The following is a 22,881-nucleotide window of genomic DNA, read 5'->3' as shown; positions in this document are numbered from 1 at the left end:
GCGTGCGTGTTCGGGTTCCAGATCTGCACGAACGAGCCGGGTGTGCCCGTGCCGGTGAAGGAGGTCACCGAGTCGACGGTCGCCGCAGCTGCGGGTGCGGTGAAGCCCCAGTCCCGCTGCACCTTCGTCACGGTGGCGAGGACCTTCTCCTCGGTCACCATCGGTGTCGCGAAGGCGTTCTTCGACGGCGCCCACAACGGCAACGCGTCGAGTGCGTGCCGGTAGCGGCTCTGCATCGTCGTCCGGATCGAGCCCAGCGGAGTCGTGAACTCGTCCACGTGCACCGGCGTCGGGTCGGTCGTGGGCAGGGCGTCGAGGTCGACGTGGTGCTTGAACCCGTTGATCGACACGCCGCCGTTCTCGTTCATCGTGTCCGCCCACTTCTTGCGGAACTCGGTGAACACGGCACCGTTGTTGTACACGTCCAGCAGAGCATCCAACCCCTGATCCAGACTGAGCACCCCCGCCTCTGCGATCCGAGCGAGCTCCTGATCGGCCGCCTCCCGGATCAGACGCTTCTGCTCCTGACCGTCCCCGGGGCCACCGCCGGTCGTGAGGTCCTCGCCCGCGCTGAGCTGCTCCAGATCGACCTTCGTCTGCAGATAGTCGGCCCGGTAGCGGGCCTCGTCCATCCGGTCCGAGACCGCGTCGCGCATCGCGTCGGCCATCGCACCCGCCTGCTTCTCCAGCGACGGCAGCGCCCAGTCCTTGAACGCGATCGCCATCTGCTGCCCCGCATCCATCGCCCCTTCCACCGGCGACGTGTGCGACCAGATCGACGCCGCCGTGTACAGGATCATCAGCGGTGCCAGCTCCGGGATCGCACTCGCCACCAGCCCCACCATCGAGAAGATGTAATCCGTCGAGCTGCCACCCTGGTTGAACGCGATCGTCGACGTGATGAACCCGACCACCGCCCCCGCACCACCGACCGTCGTCGCGATCCGCGACCCCAGCATCGGCGCGATCGTCGTCACGATGTCCGCCGTCGTGTTCGTGATCGACAGCGCACTCACATCCCCCTGCATCAACCCCAGAACATCCAGCCCGATCCCCGCCGCGCTCAGCGAGTCCGACCCCGCCAAGAACCGGAACGACGCCCGCTCCAACCCCGACACGACCCTCGGATACCGCGCCCACACCCCCGACGCCAACCCCGGCCCGTGCACCTGCCGGATCGCATCCCCCACCGGATCCGCCAGCACCCGCCGCTGCACCGCCCGCGGACCCTCGAACGCCGACCCCACCTCCGCCGACACCCGCGCCTCGAACGCTGCCGCCCGCTCCGCCGTCGACGGCCTGCGCGCCGTGACCGCGCAGGTGAGGCACGACTCCCCCGAGCCCGTCCCGGGTCGGTCCTCGGCTCCGGCGGAGGAAGCGGACCGGCTCCGCGACCCCTCCGGCGATGCGGGCGAGGAATCCAGCGGCTGCGGCGCCTCCCACGTCCCCTTCGCCGGCACGACATCGGTGCGCCCCCGCAGGTCGGACGCCTCCCAGTCGTCGAATCCGCGAGGGACGACGACGTCGAGCGTCGTGAGGTACTCCCCTCCGATGGTGAGGGTGCTCGGGTTGTACTCGGGGCGCGTCACGACGCCCCGCTCGCGCGCGAAGGTGACCTCGGTCGGCGGATGCAGCGCCATGCTCAACCGGGCCGCCGCGGTGCGGAGCCAGCCCTCGCGCTGCCCCGCTGGGGTGTCGGCGGCGACGGACCTGTCCGTCGCGTGATTCTGAGCTCGCAGGAACCACGGGTCCACGCTAATCGAGGGGAACTCCTCGGCCGTGAACACCGGCGCTTCCCCGTTCGGGCCCGGCGACGTCAGGACCGTCCGTGCCTCGGTCAGCCCGCGCGGCCCCCCGTGCGCGAACAGCTCGGTCAGCTTCTCCTGGATCTCGCCCTCACCGTCCGCGGGACCGGTCAGTGGCCACGTCGTCCACTCGGGCGTGACGACCCAGGCGTCTCCCGTCGGCTCGGCGCCGCCCGCCGCCGTGACCGCGTGCATGAGCTCGTGGTGCACGGCCGTCTCGGCGCTCAGCAGCCGACCCGCCCCGGACGCGGGGTCGAACCACATCGACCACGTCGAGTCCCCGTCCCCCCAGAGGTCCGGACTCAGGTTGACCAGGCTGCCCACCCCCTCGATGTCCCGGCCGAAGCTCGTCGCCGTCGTGTCTCCGACCGCGCCGGACGAGCGCTCCGCGAACACGATCTGCACGTCGGACCTCACGGCTGCGGAGCCGTCCGTCCCCGCGACCGTCCAGACGTCCTTCGCGCCCGGGCCGACGAGGTGCGGGATCGCCTTGAGCTCCGCTGCGCCCGTCGGAGTCGCCCGGATCCGGTCGAGGACTCCCGAGACCCGATCCACCAGCGCCTGGAAGCGATCGTCCGTCAGCACCGATCCATCGGGGTCGAGTCCGTTCGCCCGCGACGACGGGATCGTGTTCGTGACCCCGATGCCCGGCGCGACGCGGACGACGCGATAGGCGAAGTGCGACTCCGGCTGGTGCAGGGTCAGGCCGTCGGCGCCCGGACTGCGCACGTCCACGTGGTGGGTCGGCGCGCTCGCACCGGGTGGAGGAGGCGGCGTCATCGCCTGCGCCGGCGGTGCCAGCAGCGCGGTCAGCAGTGTCAGGACGACGGCGACCGCCGTCGTTCTCGCTCGCTTCGTCCGACCCTCGACCCCTGCTCGTGCGCTCATCCCAGGGACGGTAGCGATCCCTGGGAGTCCACGGCGGGCCTGCTCGACGTCCTGGCGCGCGGCGCACGCACGGAAGGGCCCCCGGATCGCTCCGGAGGCCCTTCGACGGCGGACGTCAGCTCGAGACGGTCTCGCCGCGCGAGATCGAGATCATGTCCTCGCGCGGGACGACCTTCACGCGCACGCGGCCCTGCGGAGCGCCGAGCGCCTGCTCGTGCTCGTCGAGGCGGTGCCAGCCGTCGAGGTCGGTGTAGGCGACGCCGCGCTCCTCGAGCAGGGCGACGACCGCCGACTCCTCGGGGTGCGCCGGGGTCCACCAGGACGCCTGGTCGTTGAGCACGTGCCCGACGGTCTCCATCGCGTCCGACTTGGTGTGCCCGATCAGGCCGACCGGTCCGCGCTTGATCCAGCCGGTGGCGTAGACGCCGTGCACCGGCTCGTCGTTGTCGTCCAGCACCTGGCCCTCGCGGTTCGGGATGACGCCGCGCATCTCGTCGAAGGGCAGGCCGTCCAGCGGGGAACCGAAGTAGCCGACGGCGCGGTAGACGGCCTGGACCGCGATCTCGCGGATCTCGCCGGTGCCGCGGGTGCCGCCCTCGCCGTCGGGCTCGGTGCGCTCGTAGCGGATGGCCGAGACGCGGCCGGTGCCGTCGTCGACGAGCTCGAGCGGCTTGGCCCAGAAGTGCAGGTGCAGGCGGCGCGAGGCCGAGCCGACCTCGCGGGTGCGCCACTGGTTCAGCACCCGGTTGATCACCATGACCTGCTTGTTCGTCTCGATGGCGGCCTGCGAGGCGGCGTCGAGCACGAAGTCCTCGTCGGCGACGATCATGTCGACGTCGCGCAGCTCGCCGAGCTCGCGCAGCTCGAGGGGGGTGAACTTGACCTGCGCCGGTCCGCGGCGGCCGAAGACGTGCACGTCGGTGACGGGCGAGGCGGCGAGGCCCTCGTAGACGTTCGGCGGCACCTCCGTGGGCAGCAGGTCCTCGGCGTGCTTCGCGAGCATCCGCGAGACGTCGAGCGCGACGTTACCGTTGCCGATCACGGCGACGGAGGAGGCCTCGAGCGGCCAGGTGCGCAGCACGTCGGGGTGCCCGTCGAACCAGCTGACGAAGTCGGCGGCGCCGTAGGAGCCCTCCAGCTCGACCCCGGGGACGTCGAGCGGGGCGTCGCGGATCGCGCCGGTCGAGAAGATGACGGCGTTGTAGTGCCGCTTGAGGTCCTCGAGCGTGATGTCGGTGCCGAAGTGCACGTTGCCGAAGATGCGGATGTCTCCGCGGTCGAGCACCTCGCGGAGCGCCGTGATGATGCCCTTGATCCGCGGGTGATCGGGCGCGACGCCGTAGCGGACGAGTCCGTAGGGCGCCGGCAGGTGCTCGAACAGATCGATCGAGACGTCGTACTTCTTCTCGGCCTTGATCATGAGGTCGGCGGCGTAGATGCCCGCGGGACCCGCGCCGACGATGGCCAGCCTGAGCTTGGTCATTGCATTCCTCCTGCCGGGGCGCCGAGGCGCGTCTCCGGACTCATTCCTGCGGCGCTCGAATGCGCGCCGCGACGATTCGGTCAGCCGTTGCGGTCGACGACCGTGTCGGCGAAGCGCGTGAGCGCCTTGCGGACCGGCCCGTCGGGCAGCGGGGCGAGGGCGTCGACGGCCTCATCGGCCCAGGCGTGGGCCTCGGCGAGGGTCTGCGCCGTCACGGGGTGGTCGCGCAGCTGCGCGATGGCGTCGGAGATGTCGGCGCTCTGCTCGTCGGTGTGCGCGATCGCGTCGTTCGTGCGGCTGACGTAGCTCTCGATCCGGGCGAGCAGCACGGCCGCCTCGCGGTCGGACGTGGCGCGCTCGCGCAGGCGCAGGATCGGCAGCGTCGAGACGCCCGCGCGGATGTCGGTGCCCGGGTTCTTGCCGGTCTCCTCCGGCTGCGGCGAGAGGTCGATCACGTCGTCGACGATCTGGAAGGCGACGCCGATCTTCTCGCCGAAGACGCGCACCGCCTCCTCGAAGGGCGCGGGCGCCTCGGAGAAGACGACGCCGGTGCGGGCGGCGGCGGCGATCAGCGAACCGGTCTTGTCGGCCAGGACGCCGAGGTAGTGCTCGACCGGATCCTCGCCGGCGCCCGGGCCGACGGTCTCGTGCAGCTGCCCGAGGACGAGGCGCTCGAAGGTGTCGGTCTGCAGCCGGATCGCGCGCTCGCCGAGCTCGGTCATCAGCTGGTTCGCCCGGGCGAAGAGCAGGTCGCCGGTGAGGATCGCGACGTTGTTGCCCCAGACGGTCTGCGCCGACGGCACGCCGCGGCGCTTCTCCGCCTCGTCCATCACGTCGTCGTGGTAGAGCGAGCCGAGGTGGGTGATCTCGATGGCCTGCGCGGCGCTGAGCACCTCGGGGGTGTTACCCCGGCCGAGCTGCGCGGTGAGCAGGGTGAGCATCGGCCGCACCCGCTTGCCGCCGGCCTCGAGCAGGTAGCGCGTCGACACGTCGGCGACCGCGTCCGCGAAGGACAGCTGCTGGACCATGCCGGCCTCGACCCGCTCCAGCCCGTCGTCGATCGCGCGCGCGAGAGCGCGGTCCGGAGCGGTCGAGAAGATGCGCTCGGAGAGGCCGAGCTGCGCCGTCAGAGACGGACTGCGGCGGGCGACGGGCGCACTGGCGTTCACACTCAAACCCTAACGTCTCGGCCCGGCAGGCCCCTGGGCGCGCATCAGGTCGCCGCGATCGGCTTGATCCCGCGGTGCAGGGCCACGATCCCGGCGGTGAGGTCGCGGTAGGCGACGCGCTCGAAGCCGGCCGCGCGGAGCCAGCCCGCGACGACCTTCTGCTCGGGCCAGGCGCGGATGGAGTCGCCGAGGTAGTCGTAGGCCGGGTCGTTGGAGGAGGCGAGGCCGACGATCACGGGCATGACCTTCGACAGGTAGAAGTCGTAGGCGGCGGCGAGGGGCTTCAGCGGCGGGGTCGAGAACTCGCAGATCACGACGCGGCCACCGGGCTTGACGACGCGGAAGAACTCGGCGAGCGCGGTCCGCGGCTCGGAGACGTTGCGCAGGCCGAAGGAGATGGTGACGGCGTCGAAGGAGTCGTCCTCGAAGGGGAGCTTCATCGCGTCGGCGAGGACGAACTCGATGAGCTCGTTCTCGGCGTGCCGGCGGCGGCCGACCGAGATCATCCCGCGGGAGAAGTCGGCGGCGACGACCTGTGCTCCGGAGCGCGCCAGCGAGGCGCTCGAGGTGCCGGTGCCTGCCGCGACGTCGAGGATCCGCTCGCCCGGCGCCGGGTTGACGGCGCGGGTCGTGGCGATCCGCCAGAGGTGGTCGTTGCCGACGGACAGGACGGTGTTCGTCAGGTCGTAGGCGGGCGCCACCGTGTCGAACATGGCAGCGACCTCGTCGGGCCGCTTGGTGAGGTCTGCCTTTGTCACGATCAACGAGTCTAGGGCGAGGAGCGGAGTGGCGGCTGTGCATCCACCGCCCTTGCACATCCGCTCAGGCGACCGGCGCCGGACCGGCGGAACCGCGCGAGGGGAGCGGGACGGGAGGGAGGTGCCGGGGCCGCCTTGCTCCGCCTAGCTGCGGCGACCCCGGACGAGGAAACCGTAGCAGCGGACCCCCGGGCGAGGGTGGTCCCGGCGCACAACGTCTCGCTTTCTGCGGCGGGCGTACTGTGGAGCAGTGACATCGACCGGGGCCGGAGCTCCTCCCCTCCATGCCGAGACGACTCCGCTCGACGGCCCGCACGAGCTGATCACCCGCGTCGATCCGCGGCAGCCGCTGCTCTGGCAGCGCGGCGGCGCAGGACTGGCCGGGCTCGGCGAGGCTCTGCGGCTGGAGTTCTCCGGCCCGGATCGCATCCGCGAGGCCTCCGCCGCGTGGCGCGAACTGTCGGCTGCGGCTGTCGTCGCGGATCCGCTCGGCGTCCCGGGCACGGGACTGGTGGCCTTCGGGGCCTTCGCCTTCTCCAGCCGGTCGAGCGCGACGAGCGTCCTGATCGTCCCCCGCGTGGTCATCGGCTCGCGGGGCGGACGGTCGTGGGTGACCCGCATCCGCACGGCCGACGAGACGGCCGGCTCGACGGCGGTCCCCGCTCCGCTGCCCTTCGGCGACGAGTTCCGCCTCCCCCTCCTGCCCGGTGCGATGACGCCGGACGCGTATCGCGCCGCGGTCGCGTCGGCCGTCGGCTCGATCCGCTCGGGCGCCCTCGAGAAGGTCGTCCTCGCCCGCGACCTGCAGGGACGGCTCCCCCGGGACGCCGACCGCCGTCGGCTGCTCCGCGATCTCGCGAACGGCTACCCGGACTGCTGGACCTTCGCGGTCGACGGCTTCCTCGGCGCCAGTCCCGAGACGCTCGTCGGGGTCGACCACGGCGCGATCACCGCGCGCGTCCTCGCCGGCACGAGCGCGCGCGGCGGCGACGCGGAGGAGGACGCCGCGATCGTGCGCGCCCTCCTGGCGAGCCCGAAGGACCGCTCCGAGCACGCGTTCGCCATCGCGAGCCTGCTGCGCGAGCTGCAGCCGCACACCGGCGCGCTCACGACCACGCCGGAGCCCTTCGCTCTGAAGCTGCCGAATCTGTGGCACCTCGCGACCGACGTCCGCGGGACGCTCGACGACGCCTCGACCGCGCTCGACCTGGTCGACGCCCTGCACCCGACCGCCGCCGTCGCCGGCACGCCGACCGACCGCGCGCTCGCCCTGCTGGAGGAGCTCGAGCCGTTCGACCGCGGCCGCTACGCCGGTCCGGTGGGCTGGATCGACGGCAACGGCGACGGCGAGTGGGCAGTGGGGCTGCGCAGCGCGCAGGTCTCCCCCGACGGCGCGGTCACCGCGTGGGCCGGTGCGGGCATCGTCGCGGACAGCGACCCCGCCACCGAGCTCGCGGAGACCGGCATGAAGTTCCGGCCGATCCTCGACGCCCTGAGCTGACGGCCGCGGACGCCCGGGCGGGAGATCAGCGCTCGAGCGCGATCTCGACGATGCCCGGGCCCTCGCCGGGCGAGGTGAGCGCCTGCTCCAGCTCGCCGCGGGTGGCGACGAGGCGGTGCGTCCAGCCGTAGGCCTTCGCCAGGGACGCGATGTCGACGGTCTGCGGCGTGAACTGCACGCGGTCGAAGGCGTCGGGAGCCGAGCTGGTGGCGACCTCGAGACCGTCGAAGATGGTGCCGCCGCCGTCGTTCACCACGACGAGCTGCACGCGCGGGCGGCGCTCGCCCGGGGCGAGCAGCAGTCCGCCCGCCTCGTGCAGGAGCGTGAGGTCGCCGAGGACGACGCGGGTGGCGCCGCCCGAGCCCGCGTCGGCGGACTGCGAGGCGACGGCGATGCCGAGGGCGGTCGAGACCGTGCCGTCGATGCCGGCGAGCCCGCGGTTGGAGTGCACGGTGATCCGCTTGCCGGGCAGTGAGCCGTCCGCGACGCGGATGAGGCGGGAGGCGCCGAAGAGCAGGCGGTCGTGCGGCCAGGTGACGCGCCAGACCGCGGCGACGACGAACTCGCGGGTGAGCGGCGCGCGGATCGCGGTCAGGGCGTTCCGGGCGTAGCCCCGGCGGTCCTCGATCGACATCGAGCCGCCGTCGGGCGCCTCGGGGATCGCGTCGGGGTCGGCGTCGGCCACGAGGGCGCGGCTCGCCGACACCCAGGAGCCGGCCCAGGCGCGCTCCGACCGCTCGGGCCGCGGCGAGTCCTCGGGACGGACGACGGCGAGGGCGCGGACGCTGCGCGCACGGCGACCCGGGTTGTAGAACTCGCGGCGACCGCGGTCCACGACGATCACCTCGACGTCCTCGCGGCGCAGCAGCTCCGGGACCTCGCGGGACAGCGTCGGGTGGCCGAGGACGATCGCCCGGCGGACGCGGCCGCCGAACTCGGGCTCGGCGAGGAGCCGTCGCCAGGCGACGACGAGCTGCGGACCGAAGCGAGCCCCGGAGGAGACCTCGGCGAGCAGCGGCCAGTCGCCGGCGCGGGCAAGCGCCTCGGCCTCGGCCCCGGCCTTGTCGCCGGCGATGACGACGGTGAGGGGCTCGAGCGGGCCGGCGGCGATCGTCTCCGGGGCGAGTGCGGCCTCGTCCGGGGCCGGTGCGGCGGATCCGTGCTCGGGCCCCTCGAAGGCGGGCAGGCGCGAGGACAGCGGGTCGCGGAAGGCCAGGTTGAGGTGCACGGGGCCGCCCGGGCGGAGCGCTGCGGCGTGCGCGCGGTCGGCGAGGGCGTGGACAGACTCCGCCGGCGTCTGCGCGTCGGGGGCCGCGACGTCCTCGAAGAGGCGGACGGCGCGGCCGAACAGCTCGACCTGGTCGGTGGTCTGGTTGGAGCGGATGCCGCGCAGCTCGCCGGGGCGGTCGGCCGTGAGCACGATCAACGGCACGTCGGACGCGTCCGCCTCGAGCACGGCGGGGTGAAGATTGGCGGTCGCGGTGCCGGAGGTCGTGATCAGGACGGCGGGCGAACCGGTCTCGAGTGCGAGGCCGAGGGCGAGGAATCCGGCGGAGCGCTCGTCGATCCGGACGTGCAGCCGGATGCTGCCGCGGGTCTCGAGCTCGGCCGCGACGAGCGCGAGCGCCTGGGAGCGGGAGCCGGGTGAGACGACGACGTCGCGGACGCCGAGCGCGACGAAGCGGGTGAGGAGGTCGACCGCGAAACGGGTGGAGGGGGCGACCGGAGCCGCGTCAGGCATCCCGACGGCCGGTGCCGTCCGACTCGCCGGAGTCGTCGAGATCGGCGAGGTCGCGCTCGAGCTGGGCGATGCGCTCGGCCTGCTCACGCTCCTTCTCCGGATCGCGCTCGCGGCGGAGGGTGCCGAGGAAGTCGGGGTCGTCGTCCGGGGCCGTGAAACGCCGACCCTCGGAGCGCTGCTTGCGAGGGCGGCCGATCCAGAACCAGAGGCCCGCGCCGATGATCGGCAGCAGGAGGACCACGAGGACCCACGACCACTTCGGGATCGCGCGCACCGAGTGGCGATTGCTCAGGGCGACGTCGATCACGGTGTAGACCGTGAAGACGGCGAGGGCCACGAGCAGGCCGATGAACAGGCGGATCATGGTGTCCAGTGTACGTCCGGGGTCCTCGAAGGAACCGGGCGCACGGATGCTGGACAGGGAGCTCCCGGGGTGCTCACGGACGCGCATGCGGGGGCCGACGTACACTTGCCCGGTGAAACTGAGCCGCGCGGTCGTCGTCTACTCGCTCCTGCGTCTGGCCATGTTCGCCGGCGTCTTCGTGCTGGTGTACCTGCCGGCGCGCTCCTTCGTCGACTCCGAGCTGACGGCGGCGGTGACGGCCGGCTTCGTCGCCGCCATCGCGAGCATGTCGCTCTCCTACATCGTGCTGCGCAAGCCGCGCGAGCGGATCGCGGAGGCCATCTACGAGCGCCGCAAGGACGTCCCGCGCACGCCCACCGACGACGACATCGAGGACGCCGCGGTCGACGCGGCCCGCGACGGGCGCCCGGGCGCCTGACCCCGCCGCGAGATCGGCCTGCTCACCCCGCCTCTCGGTGACGGTGGGTCTCGATACGCCCCTCCGGGACTACTCGACCAGCGATGGATGCGTGCGACGCGCATGCGGGTGGGTCAGAAGGCGAGGGCCGCGCCGAGGATCGCGGCGTAGGCGAGGCCGCTCAGGCTGGTCAGCTGCAGGGCGAGGATGAGCTCCTTGGCTGTGCGGGCCGTCAGGGTGATCAGGATGGCCGGCAGGACCGCCAGCAGGACGAAGAGCGTCAGCCAGGCGAGCGGGTAGAACAGCGCCAGCACGACCGCGATCCCGAACGGCACCAGCACGAAGGCGCTGTACATCGCCCGCGCGATGGTCGGGCCGACGACGACCGCGAGGGTCCGCTTGCCGGAGAGGCGGTCCGTCGGGATGTCACGGATGTTGTTGACCATCAGCACGGCGCAGGCGAACAGGCCCGCGGCGACGGCGCCGAGCCAGGACTCCTGGTTCGCGCGGCCGATCTGCACGAACGTGGTGCCGACGGTGGCGACGAGTCCGAAGAAGACGAAGACGAAGAGCTCGCCGAGGCCGAGGTAGCCGTAGGGGCGCCGGCCGCCGGTGTAGAACCAGGCGGCGGCGATCGCGGCCGCGCCGATGATCAGGAACCACCAGAAGCCGGACAGGACCGTCAGCACGAGGCCCGCGACGCCCGCGATCCCGAAGAAGACCAGCGCGACCGCGAGCACGGCGCGGGGCTTCGCGGCGCCGGACCCGGTGAGCCGCGAGGGGCCGACGCGGTTCGCGTCCGTGCCGCGGATGCCGTCGGAGTAGTCGTTGGCGTAGTTGACGCCGATCTGCAGGGCGAGCGAGACGACGAGGCAGAGCAGGGCGCGCACCCAGTGCCAGCCCTCGTCCGTGACCTGCGTCGCTCCGGTGCCGATCAGGACGGGGGCGATCGCGAGCGGGAGGGTCCGCAGCCGGGCTCCGGCGATCCACTCGCGCGGGCCGGCGGGCTGCACGACGACGCGGCGGGGGTCGCCGCCGGGGCGACCGCTCCGGGGCTTCGCCGACGGCTTCTTCTTGCGACTCGAACTCGACACGGAGGGAATCCTACCGAGTGGTCCCTGCCCGTCCCGGGCCGTCGGCCGCCGGGCGACGCGTCGTTCTCCGCCCCCGTCCGGGCCTGTGCTCAGCCCGCTCCGTCCGCCGCGAGGCTCTCGAGGGTGCGGCGGTCGGGCTTCCCCGAGGCGAGCAGCGGGATCTCCGCGAGGGCCAGGACCGCCGCCGGGCCGGCTGCTCGGCCCAGCCGCTCGACCACCTCGGAGCGCACCCGCGCCAGGTCGGTGTCCGGCGCGGTCGTCGCGACGACCGGCACCTCGCCCCACTGCGCGTCCGAGCGGCGCACCACGACCGCGTCGGGCAGGAGCCCGTCGCGGAGCACCCGCTCGACGGCGTCCAGCGAGACCTTCTCCCCGCCCGAGACGATCACTCGGTCGAGGCGGCCGGTGACGCTCAGACGGCCGTCCTCGACGACGCCGGCGTCGCCGGTGCGGTACCAGCGCTCGCCGTCGAGCGAGACGAAGGCGGTGGCGCTGCGCTCCGCGTCGAGGCCGCCGTCCGCGTCGAGGTAGCCCTCCGCGAGGGTCGGGCCGCCGAGGAGGACCTGGCCGTCGACGACGCGCATCCGCACGTCGCGCAGCGGGACGCCGTCGTAGACGCAGCCGCCGGCGGTCTCGCTCGAGCCGTAGGTGAGCCGGATCCGCACGCCGAGCGCGGCGGCCCGGTCGCGCAGCGTCTGCGGGGTCGACTGGCCGCCGATCAGCAGCGCGTCGAAGGAGGCGAGGACCGCGGCCTCGGCGGGCACGCTCTCCGCGAGGTCGAGCAGCCGGGCGAGCTGCACCGGGACGAGCGACGAGTAGCGCCGCTCCCCCGCGGGCATCGTCCGGGCGAGGGCGAGGAAGGCGGCGGCGTCGAAGCCGCCGGCCGGCAGCACGACCGGGTCGGCGTCGGCGGTCAGCGAGCGGACCAGCACCTGCACTCCCGCCACGTAGTGCGTCGGCAGGCAGAGCAGCCAGCGGCCGGGGCCGCCGAGCTCGGCGAGGGTGGCGGAGGCGCTGGTCAGCAGCGCAGAGGTGGCGAGCGCGACGCGCTTGGGCGGGCCGGACGAGCCGGAGGTCTCGACGACCACGGCGACGCGCTGCGGGACGGACGCGTCCGCATCCGGGTCCGACTCCACTCCCGGAGCCGCGATCCGCACCGCGGGACCGCTGCCGTCGAGCGCCGCGCGCAGGGCGATGAGCACCTTCTCCGGCGCCGCGTCGACGGAGGCGAGCGGGCGGGTCATCGCCGCGCCGCCCCGGATCGCGTCGGCCCGGTCCCGGCCGCCTCAGTCAGAACTGCCACGGGAACGGCGACCAGTCGGGCGCGCGCTTCTCGAGGAAGGAGTCGCGCCCCTCGACGGCCTCATCGGTGCCGTAGGCGAGGCGGGTGGTCTCGCCGGCGAAGAGCTGCTGGCCGACCAGGCCGTCGTCGACCGCGTTGAAGGCGTACTTCAGCATCCGGATCGCGGTGGGCGACTTGGTCAGGATCGTCTCGGCCCATTCGAGGGCGGTCGCCTCGAGCTCGGCGTGCGGGACGACCGCGTTCACGGCACCCATCTCGTAGGCGCGCTGCGCGGAGTACTCGCGGGCGAGGAAGAACACCTCGCGGGCGTTCTTCTGGCCGATCTGGCGGGCGAAGTAGGCGGAGCCGTAGCCGGCGTCGAACGAGCCGACGTCGGCGTCGGTCTGCTTGAAGCGGCCGTGCTCCTCGGAGGCGATCGTCAGGTCGCAGACCACGTGCAGCGAGTGCCCGCCGCCGGCCGCCCAGCCGGGGACGGCGGCGATGACGACCTTGGGCATGAAGCGGATCAGCCGCTGGACCTCGAGGATGTGCAGGCGGCCGTTGCGCGCCGAGTCGATCCCCTCGGCGGTCTCGCCGTCGGAGTAGCGGTAGCCGTCGCGGCCTCGGATGCGCTGGTCGCCGCCCGAGCAGAACGCCCAGCCGCCGTCGCGCGGGCTGGGGCCGTTGCCGGTCAGGACGACGACGCCGATGCGCGGGTTCGTCCGCGCGTCCTCGAGGGCGCGGAACAGCTCGTCGACGGTACGCGGGCGGAAGGCGTTGCGCACCTCCGGCCGGTCGAACGCGACCCGGGCGATGCGGCCCGACCGGTCGTGGTGATAGGTGATGTCCTCGAGACCGTCGAACCCGTCGACCGGCGCCCAGCGGCGCGCGTCGAACAGCTCGGAAACCTGCGTGCTCATGGCCTCGACCCTACTGTCGGGGGCTGGGGGCGGGATCGGTCCCGCTCCGCGGGGCACCCTCCCATGCTGGTCGAGCAGCCCGCAGGGCGTATCGGGACCCACGGCACCAGCACTGCGGACGACGGGGATCTCGATACGCCCGCTGCGCGGGCTACTCGATCAGCATGAAGTGCGCCCGCAGCGCGGGCTGCTCGATCAGCGGAGGACGCGCCCACTCCGCGGGGTCCTCCGTCGGCGCGGACCCCGGGGACGCGAAGAGGGACCCCGCGCAGGCGGGATCCCTCGACGGGTGGTGCGGTGGTGCTACTTCGCGGCGGAGGTGGTGCGGTTCTCGGCCGACACCATCCAGGCGTACTGCTCGAGGCTCTGGATGATCGCGTGGAGCAGGTCGGCGCTCGTCGGGTCCTCGTCGTCCACCTGGTCGTGCACCTCGCGCATGGTGGCGGCGGTGTTCTCGAGGCGGATGGTGATGAGGTCGACGGTCTCGGCGGTGTCGATCTCGCCGTGCGGGTACTCCGGGAGCGTCGTGGTCGCCGCGACGGTGTCGCTGCGGCCGTCCGGGATGCCGTGCAGCGCGCGCATGCGCTCGGCGATGTCGTCGCTGAACTCGCGCGCGGCCTCGATGATCTCGTCGAGCTGGAGGTGGAGGTCGCGGAAGTTCTTGCCGACGACGTTCCAGTGCGCCTGCTTGCCCTGGACGTGCAGCTCGATCAGGTCGACGAGGACGATCTGGAGGCTGTCGAGCAGCTCCTTGGAGGCCTTGAAGCCCTTCTCGGCGTTCTGGCGGCGGCTGGTCTTCGCTCCGGAGCCCGCGGGGGCTTCGACGTGGCGTTCGAGGGTGGTGGTCATGGACCGTTCCTTTCTCTGACAGTGCCGGGATGCGGAAAACCCGACTTCGATTGTGACTCTTTCGGCTGGACGTCGCCCGGACGCGCGGGGTGCGCGACCTGGACGGCGCCGGGACTGCGGGGCTGGACGCCCGGGGCTAGATCGTCGCGACCGAGCCCGAGTCGACCCGGTAGTTCGAGCCGTTCACGAACGAGGCGCGCTCCGAGCAGAGGAACGCGATGACCGCGGCGACCTCCTCGGGCCGGCCCCGTCGCTTCAGCTCCAGGTAGGGCCGCTCCTCGTCGAGGAAGGACGAGATCGCCTCCTCCTTCGAGGTGCCGTTCTCGTCGGCGCGCTTGTCCATCATCGCGTCGGTCATCGGCGTGTGGATGAAGGCCGGCGACACGGCGTTCACGAGCAGGCCCTCGAGGGCGTAGGAGCGGGAGAGGCCCTTGGCGAGCGCCAGCACGCCGGCCTTCGCCGCGCAGTAGGGCAGCTCGTCGTCGTAGGGCTGCACCGCGTCCTCGGAGGCGGTGAGCACGAGGCGGCCCCAGCCTCCGGAGCGCAGGTCGGGCAGGAACTCGCGGACGAGCCGGACGGGGCCGAGCAGGTCGGTCTCGAGCGTGCTGGTCCAGCCCTCGTCGTCGATCTCGTGGAAGAGGCCCTGGGCGCCGGTGACACCCGCGCACTGCACGAGGATGTCGATCTCGCCGACGGCCTCGGCCGTCCGCTCGTGCAGAGCGGCGAGTTCGGAGACGCTCGTGACGTCGGCGGCGAAGGCGTGCAGCGTCCCGTCCGCCGCGCCGAGGCGGGCGGCCGCCTCGTCGAGCTTCCCCTGGTCCTTGTCGCTCAGGACGACGGTGACGCCCTCTGCGAGCAGGAGCTGGGCGGTGTGCCAGCCGATGCCGGAGTCGCCGCCGGTGACGAGGGCGGTGCGCCCGGAGATGCCGAGGTCCATCTGGTCTTCCTTCCTGCCGCTCCCGGGCACGCCGCGCAGGACGGTCCGGGGTGATGAGTCCGGTCTACGCGCCGCGGCGGGAGCCCCTCAACCGGGTTGCGCGAACCCGTCGCCGGGTCTAGCGGTGCGCCGCGTCGATCGTCGGGGGCTCGGACGCCGCCGTCAGCGGTCGCCGATCTTCTCCGGCGCCAGCTCCTCGATCGTGATCGCGGCGTTGATCAGCGCGAGGTGGCTGAGGCCCTGCGGCAGGTTGCCCCAGAAGGCGAGGTCGTCGACGGCCACCATCTCGGACATGATGCCGACGTCGTTCGGCACCGTCTCGACCAGCTCGTCCATCAGTGCGATCGCCTCGTCGTGCCGGCCGACGCAGGCGAGGGCACCGGCGAGCCAGAACGAGCAGGCGACGAAGGGGTGCTCCTCGGCCTCCATGCCGGAGTAGCGGAACAGCAGGGCGCCGCGGCCCAGCTCCTTCACCAGCGCGTCGATCGTCGAGACCATCCGCTCGCCGCGCTCGTAGCCGCTCGGTGCGTGCAGCAGGACGGAGGCGTCCAGCTCCTCGCTGCCCGGGTACATCACGTAGGAGCCGAGCCCCTCGGACCAGCAGTTCTCCTCGATCCAGTCGCGGATGCGGTCGCGCTCGAAGCGCCAGCGGTCGGGGCTGCCCGCCACCTGGCCGAGCTCGGCGAGGTGCACGGCGGCGTCGAGCGCCTGCCAGCAGCCCATCTTCGAGGAGGTGTAGTGCTGCTCCTCCTCGAGCTCCCACATGCCGGCGTCGCGGTTGCGCCAGAGGTCGCAGGTGGTGTCCGCGACGCGGGCGAGCAGCCGTCCGGTCTCGATGTCGAGGACGTTCCCCTCGTCGACGTAGATGCGGCAGATGTCGAAGAGGTCGCCGAAGACGCCGAGCTGGAGCTGGCTCTGCGCGCCGTTGCCGGCGAGGACCGGGCCGATGCCCGCGTAGCCGGGGACGTCGTACTCGGTCTGCTCGGTCGGCAGCGAGCCGTCGAGGCCGTAGAAGATGTGCAGATCCGGTCCGTGCTCCTTGATCGTGCGCAGGAGCCAGGAGAGCGCCGCGTGCGTCTCCTCGCGCAGGCCGAAGCGCACCAGGGCGTGCGCCGTGTACGCGGCGTCGCGCACCCAGGCGAAGCGGTAGTCCCAGTTCTTGCCGCCGTTGGGCGACTCCGGGAGCGAGGTGGTGGCGGCGGCCGCGATCGCGCCGGTGGGCGAGTAGATCAGCAGCTTCAGCGCGAGCGCGCTGCGCTGCACCGCTCCGGCCCAGGGCCCGTCGTAGGAGAACTCGTCGGACCAGGACTGCCAGCTGGCGAGCGTGCGGTCGATCCCGCGGTCGACGTTCACCGCGACCGGGAAGTGCAGGGGCTCGTCGTGCGTCGCCGAGACGACCAGGACGTGCCGCTCGCCGCCCGCGGTCGCGACGAAGCCGCCGGCGAGCTCGTCGCCCGCGCCGGAGGGCGCCGACTCGTCGACCGGTCCGTGGTCCTTCCCGGTGACGCCGATGGTGATGTCGCCGGCCCGGATCAGCGAGCGGCCGTCCGCGTTCTGGATCCACGGGGAGAAGGTGCCGAGGCCGGTTCCGGGGCGGACGACCCAGCGCATCCGGACCTCGCCGTCGGTGCACTCGACCCGGCGCGCCAGCTCGGCCCACGGCAGGCGCCCGGCGATGCCCGTCACCAGCGCGTCGGTCACCGTCACGGTGCCGGACTCGGTGGTGAAGGTGGTCTCGAGCACGTTCGTGTCGCCCAGGTAGCGGCGGGTCGTCTCCGCGGGCTCCTCCGGGGACAGCTCGATGCAGCCGCCGGTCTTGGCGTCGATCAGCGCGGCGAACGCGGGGGTCGAGCCGAGGTCGGGGACGGGCAGCCAGTCGACGCTCCCGTCGCTCGCGATCAGCGCGACGGTGCGACCGTCGCCGATCGCCGCGTAATCGCGCAGGGGTCTGGTCGCTCGGGGTTGGGCCATGCCCTCACGCTAGGCGGCGCGCGGGTCGTCGGCTCGGGCTTGCGAGGTCACCCGGTTGCCGGTACCGGAGGCTCAGGTGGCGGCGACTCCGCCGTAGGCCTGCATCCGCTCGGTGAACTCGGCGCGGTCGCCCTCCTCGAGGATCGCGTTGGCATAGCCCGCGAGGAACGCGCCGCTGTCCGGCGGCGTCAGCCCGACGTCGTCGAGCATCTGCTCGACGTCTCCGGTGCTGTCGGCGCCGAGATCGACGAGGCCGATCTCGATCGCGGGCACGTCCTCCACCGTGGAGTAGGCGGTGACGACCCAGAGCGCGGCGCCCGCCTCCTCGTCGCTCAGGTCGCCCTCGTACTCGTAGCCGACCTCCGACCACTCCGCCGGGGTGTCGGCGACGTCGACGGCGTCGAAGCCCAGCGGCGCGACCGCGGCGGTGAACACGTCGACGACCGCCTGCTTGGCGTCGGCGGAGCCGAGGTCGGCGTCGGCGTAGCTCGTGGCCGAGATGTAGTCGTAGAGGAGCGACGGGCCGCCGTAGCCGTTCTCCGAGCGCTCGTAGTACTCGTCGTCGGCCGAGGTCCAGCCGTCGAGGACGGTCGACTCGATCGCCGCGACGGCCGCCTCGGACTGCGCGATCGCAGCCTCGGCCGACGGCTGCGCGAGCACCAAGGCGGCGTCGCCGTCCTGATAGCCCGGGTAGTCGTAGAGCGGGTCGGTCGGGTCGCCGCTGCCCGGGCCCTCGGTCGCCTCGCCGAACGGCTCGTCGGTGAAGCCGGGCGCCGCGGTCGGCAGGGCGTCGGCGGTCGCGTCGATCGCGGTGCCGATGCCGAGAGCGAGCAGCGTGCCGAGCACGCCGGTGTAGACGACGCCGACGACGATGCTCGTGCCCAGGGCGATCCAGCCGCCGGTGCCGAGCGGCCGGGGTGCCCCCGGGACTCCGGGCGGCACCGCGGGCGACGGGCTCATCGGGGGCGGGCTCACGGGTACCTGGCTCATCGCATCCCTCCGGGGTCGAGCGTCGTGGACGCCAGTCTCGCACGGGGGCGGGCACCGGTCGGCGGCGAGGACGGACTGCCCGCGGTCGTCGTCGACGCGGCAGGAGCGCCGCCCGTCCCGGCCGGTCCGCGCGGCGGAGGATGATGGCGGGATGGACGATGTCGTGCCCGCTCCCCTCCCCGCCGCTCTGCCCGCCTTCGAGGAGGTCGACGCCGGACTGCGCGTCGTCGCGCTCCCGCTGCGCACCCGCTTCCGCGAGGTGGACCATCGCGAGATCGCCCTGGTCCGCGGGCCGGAGGGCTGGACCGAGTTCTCGCCGTTCCTCGAGTACGGGCCCGCGGAGTCGGCCGCCTGGCTGCGCGCCGCCCTCGACTACGGCTGGAGCGAGCAGCCCGCGCCGCTGCGCGACCGCATCCCGGTGAACGCGACGGTGCCCGCGGTGGACGCCGGCGAGGTCGCCGCGATCCTCGCGAGCTACCACGGCTGCCGCACCGCCAAGGTGAAGGTCGCGGAGCGCGGGCAGACCCTGGCCGACGACGTGGCGCGGGTCGCCGAGGTGCGCCGGGTGCTCGGTCCGGAGGGCCGCATCCGCATCGACGCGAACGGCGGCTGGAACGTCGACGAGGCGGAGCACGCCGTGCACGCGCTCGCCTCCGCCGACCTCGAGTACGTCGAGCAGCCGTGCGCGAGCGTCGACGAGCTCGCCGACCTGCGCCGCCGGGTGAAGTGGATGGGCATCCCCGTCGCCGCCGACGAGAGCGTGCGCAAGGCCGCGGATCCGCTCGCCGTCGCGCGCGCCGGTGCCGCCGACCTGCTCGTGGTCAAGGCCCAGCCGCTCGGCGGGGTGCGGCGGGCGCTTCAGATCGTCGCCGAGGCGGGGCTGCCCGCGGTGGTCTCCAGCGCTCTCGACAGCTCGGTCGGGCTGGCGATGGGAGCGGCGCTCGCCGCGGCGCTGCCCGAGCTGCCCTACGACTGCGGGCTCGGCACGGCCTCGCTGCTCGCCGCCGACGTGACCGAGCGGCCGCTGCGGCCCGTCGACGGCGCGATCCCGGTCGAGCGGGTCGAGGTGTCGGAGGCGCTGCTGCTGCGCCACGCGGTCGCGCCGGAGCGGCTGGCCTGGTGGCGCGACCGCCTCCGCGAGACGTGGGCGCTGCTCTGAGCCTCTGCGACTGAGCGCTCCGGCCCGCCTTCGCTCAGGCGGGCGGCGCGAGCACCGAGATGATCGCGGAGTCGTCCGCCGCCGCGAGTCCCTGCGCCGCACCGAGCAGGAAGAGCTGCTCGGCCGCCGCGGCGACCGGAGTGGCGAGACCCGCGCCGCGCGCGGCCGTGGTGACGATGCCGAGGTCCTTGACGAAGATGTCGAGGCGGCTCAGCACCTCGGCCCCGCCCTCGTCGCCGGCCTGCAGCATCCGCGGCCCGCGGTTGCCGAGCATGAACGAGCCGGCCGCGCCGGCGGAGAGCGTCTCGAGCGTGGCCGCCGGGTCGAGGCCGAGCTTCGCGGCCAGCGCGAGGGCCTCCGCCCCGGCGGCGATGTGCACGCCGCAGAGCAGCTGGTTGACGGTCTTGAAGGCCTGACCGTCGCCGGGGCGGTCGCCGATGACGCTGAGGGTGGAGGCGAGCAGGTCGAGCACGGGGCGCGCCTGCTCGCGCGCGGCGGCGGTCGCGCCGACGACGATCAGGAGGTCGCCCTCCCCCGCGCGCACCGGTCCGCCGCTGAGCGGGGCGTCGACCAGGTCGACCCCGTGCTCGGCGAGCGCCGCCGCCACCTCGGTCACCTCGGTGATGCCGACCGTGCTGGTCATGATCACGACGGAGCCGGCGCGCAGCGCGGTCGCGATCCCCTCGGAGTCGGCACCGCCGAAGAGCACCTCGCGCAGCTGAGCCCCGTTGCGCACGGCGAGCAGCGTCGCGTCGGCGCCGGCCACCGCCTCGCGGGCCGAGCCGAAGGGGGTGATGCCGGCCTCGCGGGCCAGCGCGAGGCGCGGCTCGGCGATGTCGAAGCCGTGCACGGTCAGCGAGCCGGCCAGGCGGGTGGCCATCGGCAGGCCCATCGCGCCGAGGCCGAGGACGGCGACGGTGTAGTCCGAGCCGGGCGTGGGAGTGGAAGCGGTGTCGGGCGTGGTCACGGAGTCCTCCAGGGGATCGGGGCGGATGAGGGTGCGCGGTCAGAGCGCGGGAGCGCGGAGCGTCACGGCGACCTGCGCCAGCGACTCGTCGTCGCCGACGTTGCCGGCGAAGACGATGTAGGGGATGCCCGTCGCGGGGCCCTCGACGGGCTCCCAGAGCGAGACCAGGCCGGGCAGCATCGGTCCACGCACGATCGCGCGCCGGATGCCGAGGCCCTTCGACGCGACGTCACTCGAGGTGATGCCGCCCTTCGCGATGACGAAGCGCGGGCGGACGCGGGCGAGCACGCCCTGCACCACGGCGACGACCGCAGCTGAGACGCGCCGGGAGATGTCGAGGCTCTCCTGCGGGTCGTCGGTGCGGCGGAGCGAGCGGCTGGTGTGCACGGCGACGTCGCCCTCCGCGAGGGCCGCGACCGCCTCGTCGACGAGCTCGGCGAGATGCGCGGGGGCGCGGTCGGGGTCGACGGCGCGGTCGACGTCGAGCTCGAGGGTCGCGCGGAGCGAGCCGGTCGCCGCGAGCCGCTCGAGCTGACGCGAGGTGAGGCCGACGTGCGAGCCGACGACGACGAGGCCGCCGCGGGACCGTTCGGCCGCGTCGGATCCGCTCGGGAACACCTCGTCGGCGGTGAGCGGCGGGTGCACCGCCTGGCCGATGCGCGCCCGGACGAACGGCGGGCCGACCCGGTAGAGCACGCGGAGGCCCGCCTCCTCCGCCTGCGCGAGCCCGAGGGCCAGCAGCCGGAGGTCGTCCTCGGTGACGGCGTCGACGACCACCGGCACGCCGCCTCGAAGCGGAGCCAGCACGGCTGCGACCGCGTCGGCGCCCGCCCGGATCGTGTCGAGGCCGAGCGCGACGACCCGGTCGGCGGGCCACCGGCCCTCCGTCTTCTCCTCGACCCACTCGCGCAGGTCGGAGTGCGCGTAGCCGAAGGTCGAGTCGCGGGCGAACTCGGTCTCGGCGACCGGCTGGAGCCCCTCCGCGCCGCGCATGTAATGGACGCCGCCGATCGTCACCCGCCCCGCGTCGGGGAAGGCGGGCACCAGGAGGACGGCGTCGACCGCGCCGTCGAGGGCGTCGGTGATGGTGTCGGTCTCGAGCGGGAAGTGGCCGCGCAGCGTTGAGTCGCCGCGGCTCACGAAGGCGACCGGCACGTCGAGGGCGCGGGCTGCGGCCAGCGCGCTCGCGACGATCTCCCGGTTGCGCTCGGCGGCGTCCTCGGGCGCGAGGCTCCGCGTGTTGCTGAGGACGTAGACGGCCGGTGCGCCGGTGGCGAGCGCCCAGCGGAGGTCCTCCTCCGCCCAGCTGGTCAGCACCGGCAGATCGGCGACGGACTGCGTGCCGGTCGGGTCGTCGTCCAGGACGACCAGCACCGGAGTGCGCTCCGTCCGCGTGGCGGCGACGGCGGCGGCCTCGACCGGCACCTGCGCGGGGTACTGCTGCAGCAGCGTCGTCTCCGAGATCACCGGTACTCCTTCGTCCTGAGGTATCAGATATCTTACAAGCAGTCCGGCCTGTGGTGGAAGGGGCCGCCCTCCCCCGCAGAAGCCATCCCTCCCTTGCTGATCGAGTCGCCCGCGCAGCGGGCGTATCGAGATCCACCACCGTCAGCAGGCCGGTCTGCAGACTTCCCCGCTGGCGGACGGCGGGTCTCGATACGCCCCTCCGGGGCTACTCGACCAGCATGTTCGCCCGCGGTCGCACGCTTCGAGCGGCACCCGCTTCTGCTGATCGAGCAGCCCGCGTAGCGCCCCTTTCCTGCTGATCGAGCAGCCCGCGCAGCGGGCGTATCGGCCGGCCGCCTACTCGGAGGAGTCTTCGCCGGAGAGCACGTAGCGCCGCAGATCCTCGGCCGTCTGGGCGATGTGGTCGGCCATCGCCGCGCGGGAGGCATCGGCGTCAGCAGCGCGGATCGCCTCGAGCACCGCGCGGTGCTTGACCAGGGCGTTCCGCTGGATCTGCACCAGCGCGGAGGTCTGCTCGCGCTTCGCCCGCATCACCTTGGCGAGCGGCGCGAAGACGGCGGCGACGAAGACGTTGCCCGTCGCGGCGAGGATCACGTCGTGGAAGGCGATGTCGGCGGCGACGAAGGCGGCCAGGTCGCCGCTCTCGTGCGCGGCGGTCATCCGCCCGAGCTCCTCCTCGAGCAGCGCGAGGTCGGCGTCGGAGCGGCGGACCGCGGCCAGCGCCGAGGCGCCGGTCTCGATCATCTCGCGCACCTCGATCAGGTGCAGCGACGCCGCGGCGGAGTCGACACCGGACGCGGTCGCCCGGAGGATCGGCTCGAGGTCGCTCCAGCGGGCGACCGGATTGACCGTGCCGCGCTTGCCCCGACGCGCGTCGATGACGTTGAGGCCCTGGAGGCGGCCGAGCGCCTCGCGCATGGTCGCCCGGCTCACGTCGTGCGCGAGGGCCAGCTCGCCCTCGCTCGGCAGCTCGGAGCCGATCGGGATGCGGCCGGCGACGATCTCGTCGAGCAGCGCGTCCGCGACGGTCGCGACGAGGGACGGACGCGGCACGGGCCCCTCCTCGACTCCAGCACCGGCCGGGCGGCGGGCACCGGTTCAGGCTACCCGCGGTCGGGGCGGCGCCGCCGGAGGGCCAG

Annotated in this window: 19 protein-coding genes; 3 read left to right on the top strand and 16 right to left on the bottom strand. The window is 73.3% G+C overall.

Translation table 11 applies throughout. The features are described 5' to 3' along the window. The 4 genes from EDF35_RS15925 to ubiE all read right to left on the bottom strand — a co-directional run. The coding region (locus tag EDF35_RS15925) for a hypothetical protein (protein WP_133963026.1) at nucleotides 1-2,693 on the bottom strand (2,693 nt) is incomplete at its 3' end. 115 nt (nucleotides 2,694-2,808) lie between these two features. Next, nucleotides 2,809-4,176, bottom strand: coding sequence for an FAD-dependent oxidoreductase (locus EDF35_RS15920; RefSeq protein ID WP_133963025.1), 1,368 nt, complete (start codon nucleotides 4,174-4,176; stop codon nucleotides 2,809-2,811). Nucleotides 4,177-4,256: 80 nt separating this feature from the next. Next, nucleotides 4,257-5,345, bottom strand: coding sequence for a polyprenyl synthetase family protein (locus tag EDF35_RS15915; protein ID WP_133963024.1), 1,089 nt, complete (start codon nucleotides 5,343-5,345; stop codon nucleotides 4,257-4,259). 44 nt (nucleotides 5,346-5,389) lie between these two features. Next, complete coding sequence (ubiE, locus tag EDF35_RS15910) at nucleotides 5,390-6,103, bottom strand: bifunctional demethylmenaquinone methyltransferase/2-methoxy-6-polyprenyl-1,4-benzoquinol methylase UbiE (RefSeq protein ID WP_123705614.1); 714 nt, start codon at nucleotides 6,101-6,103, stop codon at nucleotides 5,390-5,392. Between the two features lie 250 nt (nucleotides 6,104-6,353). Between ubiE and EDF35_RS15905 the strand changes: the two genes are divergently transcribed. Further along, nucleotides 6,354-7,604 carry an isochorismate synthase gene (locus EDF35_RS15905; RefSeq protein WP_133963023.1) on the top strand — a complete coding sequence of 417 codons (1,251 nt, stop codon included), beginning with the start codon at nucleotides 6,354-6,356 and terminating at the stop codon, nucleotides 7,602-7,604. 25 nt (nucleotides 7,605-7,629) lie between these two features. On the opposite strand, the gene menD is transcribed toward EDF35_RS15905, so the two are convergent. Both menD and EDF35_RS15895 read right to left on the bottom strand, forming a co-directional pair. Further along, nucleotides 7,630-9,345 (bottom strand): 2-succinyl-5-enolpyruvyl-6-hydroxy-3-cyclohexene-1-carboxylic-acid synthase, encoded by a 1,716-nt coding sequence (menD, locus tag EDF35_RS15900; protein ID WP_133963022.1) that lies wholly within the window; start codon nucleotides 9,343-9,345, stop codon nucleotides 7,630-7,632. Further along, entirely contained in the window at nucleotides 9,338-9,709 is a 372-nt protein-coding gene (locus EDF35_RS15895; RefSeq protein WP_123447864.1) for a PLD nuclease N-terminal domain-containing protein, read from the bottom strand. Before EDF35_RS15895 ends, menD begins: the two co-directional genes overlap by 8 nt. A gap of 112 nt (nucleotides 9,710-9,821) precedes the next feature. On the opposite strand from EDF35_RS15895, the gene EDF35_RS15890 reads away from it, so the two are divergent. After that, the gene (locus tag EDF35_RS15890) at nucleotides 9,822-10,127 is read left to right on the top strand and encodes a DUF4229 domain-containing protein (RefSeq protein ID WP_159422135.1); all 306 of its coding nucleotides are present in this window, start codon (nucleotides 9,822-9,824) and stop codon (nucleotides 10,125-10,127) included. 113 nt (nucleotides 10,128-10,240) lie between these two features. Here the strand turns inward: EDF35_RS15890 and EDF35_RS15885 are convergent, their stop codons facing one another. The 7 genes from EDF35_RS15885 to EDF35_RS15855 form a co-directional block, all read right to left on the bottom strand. Further along, a complete protein-coding gene (locus tag EDF35_RS15885) occupies nucleotides 10,241-11,200 on the bottom strand; it encodes a 1,4-dihydroxy-2-naphthoate polyprenyltransferase (protein WP_243840015.1) in 960 nt (319 codons plus the stop codon). 89 nt (nucleotides 11,201-11,289) lie between these two features. Further along, on the bottom strand, nucleotides 11,290-12,444 hold the full coding sequence (locus tag EDF35_RS15880) for an AMP-binding protein (protein WP_133963021.1): 1,155 nt from the start codon (nucleotides 12,442-12,444) through the stop codon (nucleotides 11,290-11,292). Nucleotides 12,445-12,490: 46 nt separating this feature from the next. After that, complete coding sequence (locus tag EDF35_RS15875) at nucleotides 12,491-13,402, bottom strand: 1,4-dihydroxy-2-naphthoyl-CoA synthase (RefSeq protein ID WP_123705342.1); 912 nt, start codon at nucleotides 13,400-13,402, stop codon at nucleotides 12,491-12,493. A 303-nt stretch (nucleotides 13,403-13,705) separates the two neighbouring features. Next, entirely contained in the window at nucleotides 13,706-14,251 is a 546-nt protein-coding gene (locus EDF35_RS15870) for a DNA starvation/stationary phase protection protein (protein WP_123446594.1), read from the bottom strand. A 136-nt stretch (nucleotides 14,252-14,387) separates the two neighbouring features. Next, nucleotides 14,388-15,188 carry an SDR family oxidoreductase gene (locus EDF35_RS15865; RefSeq protein WP_123446595.1) on the bottom strand — a complete coding sequence of 267 codons (801 nt, stop codon included), beginning with the start codon at nucleotides 15,186-15,188 and terminating at the stop codon, nucleotides 14,388-14,390. A gap of 162 nt (nucleotides 15,189-15,350) precedes the next feature. After that, entirely contained in the window at nucleotides 15,351-17,159 is a 1,809-nt protein-coding gene (locus EDF35_RS15860; RefSeq protein WP_133963020.1) for a glycoside hydrolase family 15 protein, read from the bottom strand. A 72-nt stretch (nucleotides 17,160-17,231) separates the two neighbouring features. Beyond that, nucleotides 17,232-18,134 (bottom strand): hypothetical protein, encoded by a 903-nt coding sequence (locus tag EDF35_RS15855; protein ID WP_133963019.1) that lies wholly within the window; start codon nucleotides 18,132-18,134, stop codon nucleotides 17,232-17,234. A 166-nt stretch (nucleotides 18,135-18,300) separates the two neighbouring features. On the opposite strand from EDF35_RS15855, the gene EDF35_RS15850 reads away from it, so the two are divergent. Continuing rightward, nucleotides 18,301-19,308, top strand: a complete 1,008-nt coding sequence (locus EDF35_RS15850) for an o-succinylbenzoate synthase (RefSeq protein WP_133963018.1) — start codon at nucleotides 18,301-18,303, stop codon at nucleotides 19,306-19,308. A 34-nt stretch (nucleotides 19,309-19,342) separates the two neighbouring features. Here EDF35_RS15850 and EDF35_RS15845 read toward each other — a convergent pair whose 3' ends face one another. The 3 genes from EDF35_RS15845 to EDF35_RS15835 form a co-directional block, all read right to left on the bottom strand. Continuing rightward, the gene (locus EDF35_RS15845) at nucleotides 19,343-20,275 is read right to left on the bottom strand and encodes an NAD(P)-dependent oxidoreductase (protein ID WP_279587530.1); all 933 of its coding nucleotides are present in this window, start codon (nucleotides 20,273-20,275) and stop codon (nucleotides 19,343-19,345) included. A 39-nt stretch (nucleotides 20,276-20,314) separates the two neighbouring features. Then, nucleotides 20,315-21,742: a four-carbon acid sugar kinase family protein gene (locus tag EDF35_RS15840; protein WP_133963017.1), complete on the bottom strand. Its 1,428-nt coding sequence runs from the start codon at nucleotides 21,740-21,742 to the stop codon at nucleotides 20,315-20,317. A gap of 336 nt (nucleotides 21,743-22,078) precedes the next feature. Next, on the bottom strand, nucleotides 22,079-22,795 hold the full coding sequence (locus tag EDF35_RS15835) for an FCD domain-containing protein (RefSeq protein ID WP_133963016.1): 717 nt from the start codon (nucleotides 22,793-22,795) through the stop codon (nucleotides 22,079-22,081). Between the last annotated feature and the right edge of the window lie 86 nt (nucleotides 22,796-22,881).

Origin of the sequence: Rathayibacter sp. PhB151 (genome assembly GCF_004366415.1) — a bacterium.
In the GTDB taxonomy this organism is placed as follows: Bacteria; Actinomycetota; Actinomycetes; order Actinomycetales; family Microbacteriaceae; genus Rathayibacter; species Rathayibacter festucae.
Note: the sequence above shows the minus strand (reverse complement) of the source record. Positions and strands in the feature narration are given on the sequence as shown.

What these genes read in the sequence shown, in the direction of transcription:
- EDF35_RS15920 (WP_133963025.1), bottom strand. Translation starts at nt 4,176, where the DNA reads ATGACCAAGCTCAGGCTGGCCATCGTCGGCGCGGGTCCCGCGGGCATC.
- menD (WP_133963022.1), bottom strand. Translation starts at nt 9,345, where the DNA reads ATGCCTGACGCGGCTCCGGTCGCCCCCTCCACCCGTTTCGCGGTCGAC.
- EDF35_RS15895 (WP_123447864.1), bottom strand. Translation starts at nt 9,709, where the DNA reads ATGATCCGCCTGTTCATCGGCCTGCTCGTGGCCCTCGCCGTCTTCACG.
- EDF35_RS15880 (WP_133963021.1), bottom strand. Translation starts at nt 12,444, where the DNA reads ATGACCCGCCCGCTCGCCTCCGTCGACGCGGCGCCGGAGAAGGTGCTC.
- EDF35_RS15875 (WP_123705342.1), bottom strand. Translation starts at nt 13,402, where the DNA reads ATGAGCACGCAGGTTTCCGAGCTGTTCGACGCGCGCCGCTGGGCGCCG.
- EDF35_RS15870 (WP_123446594.1), bottom strand. Translation starts at nt 14,251, where the DNA reads ATGACCACCACCCTCGAACGCCACGTCGAAGCCCCCGCGGGCTCCGGA.
- EDF35_RS15865 (WP_123446595.1), bottom strand. Translation starts at nt 15,188, where the DNA reads ATGGACCTCGGCATCTCCGGGCGCACCGCCCTCGTCACCGGCGGCGAC.
- EDF35_RS15860 (WP_133963020.1), bottom strand. Translation starts at nt 17,159, where the DNA reads ATGGCCCAACCCCGAGCGACCAGACCCCTGCGCGATTACGCGGCGATC.
- EDF35_RS15850 (WP_133963018.1), top strand. Translation starts at nt 18,301, where the DNA reads ATGGACGATGTCGTGCCCGCTCCCCTCCCCGCCGCTCTGCCCGCCTTC.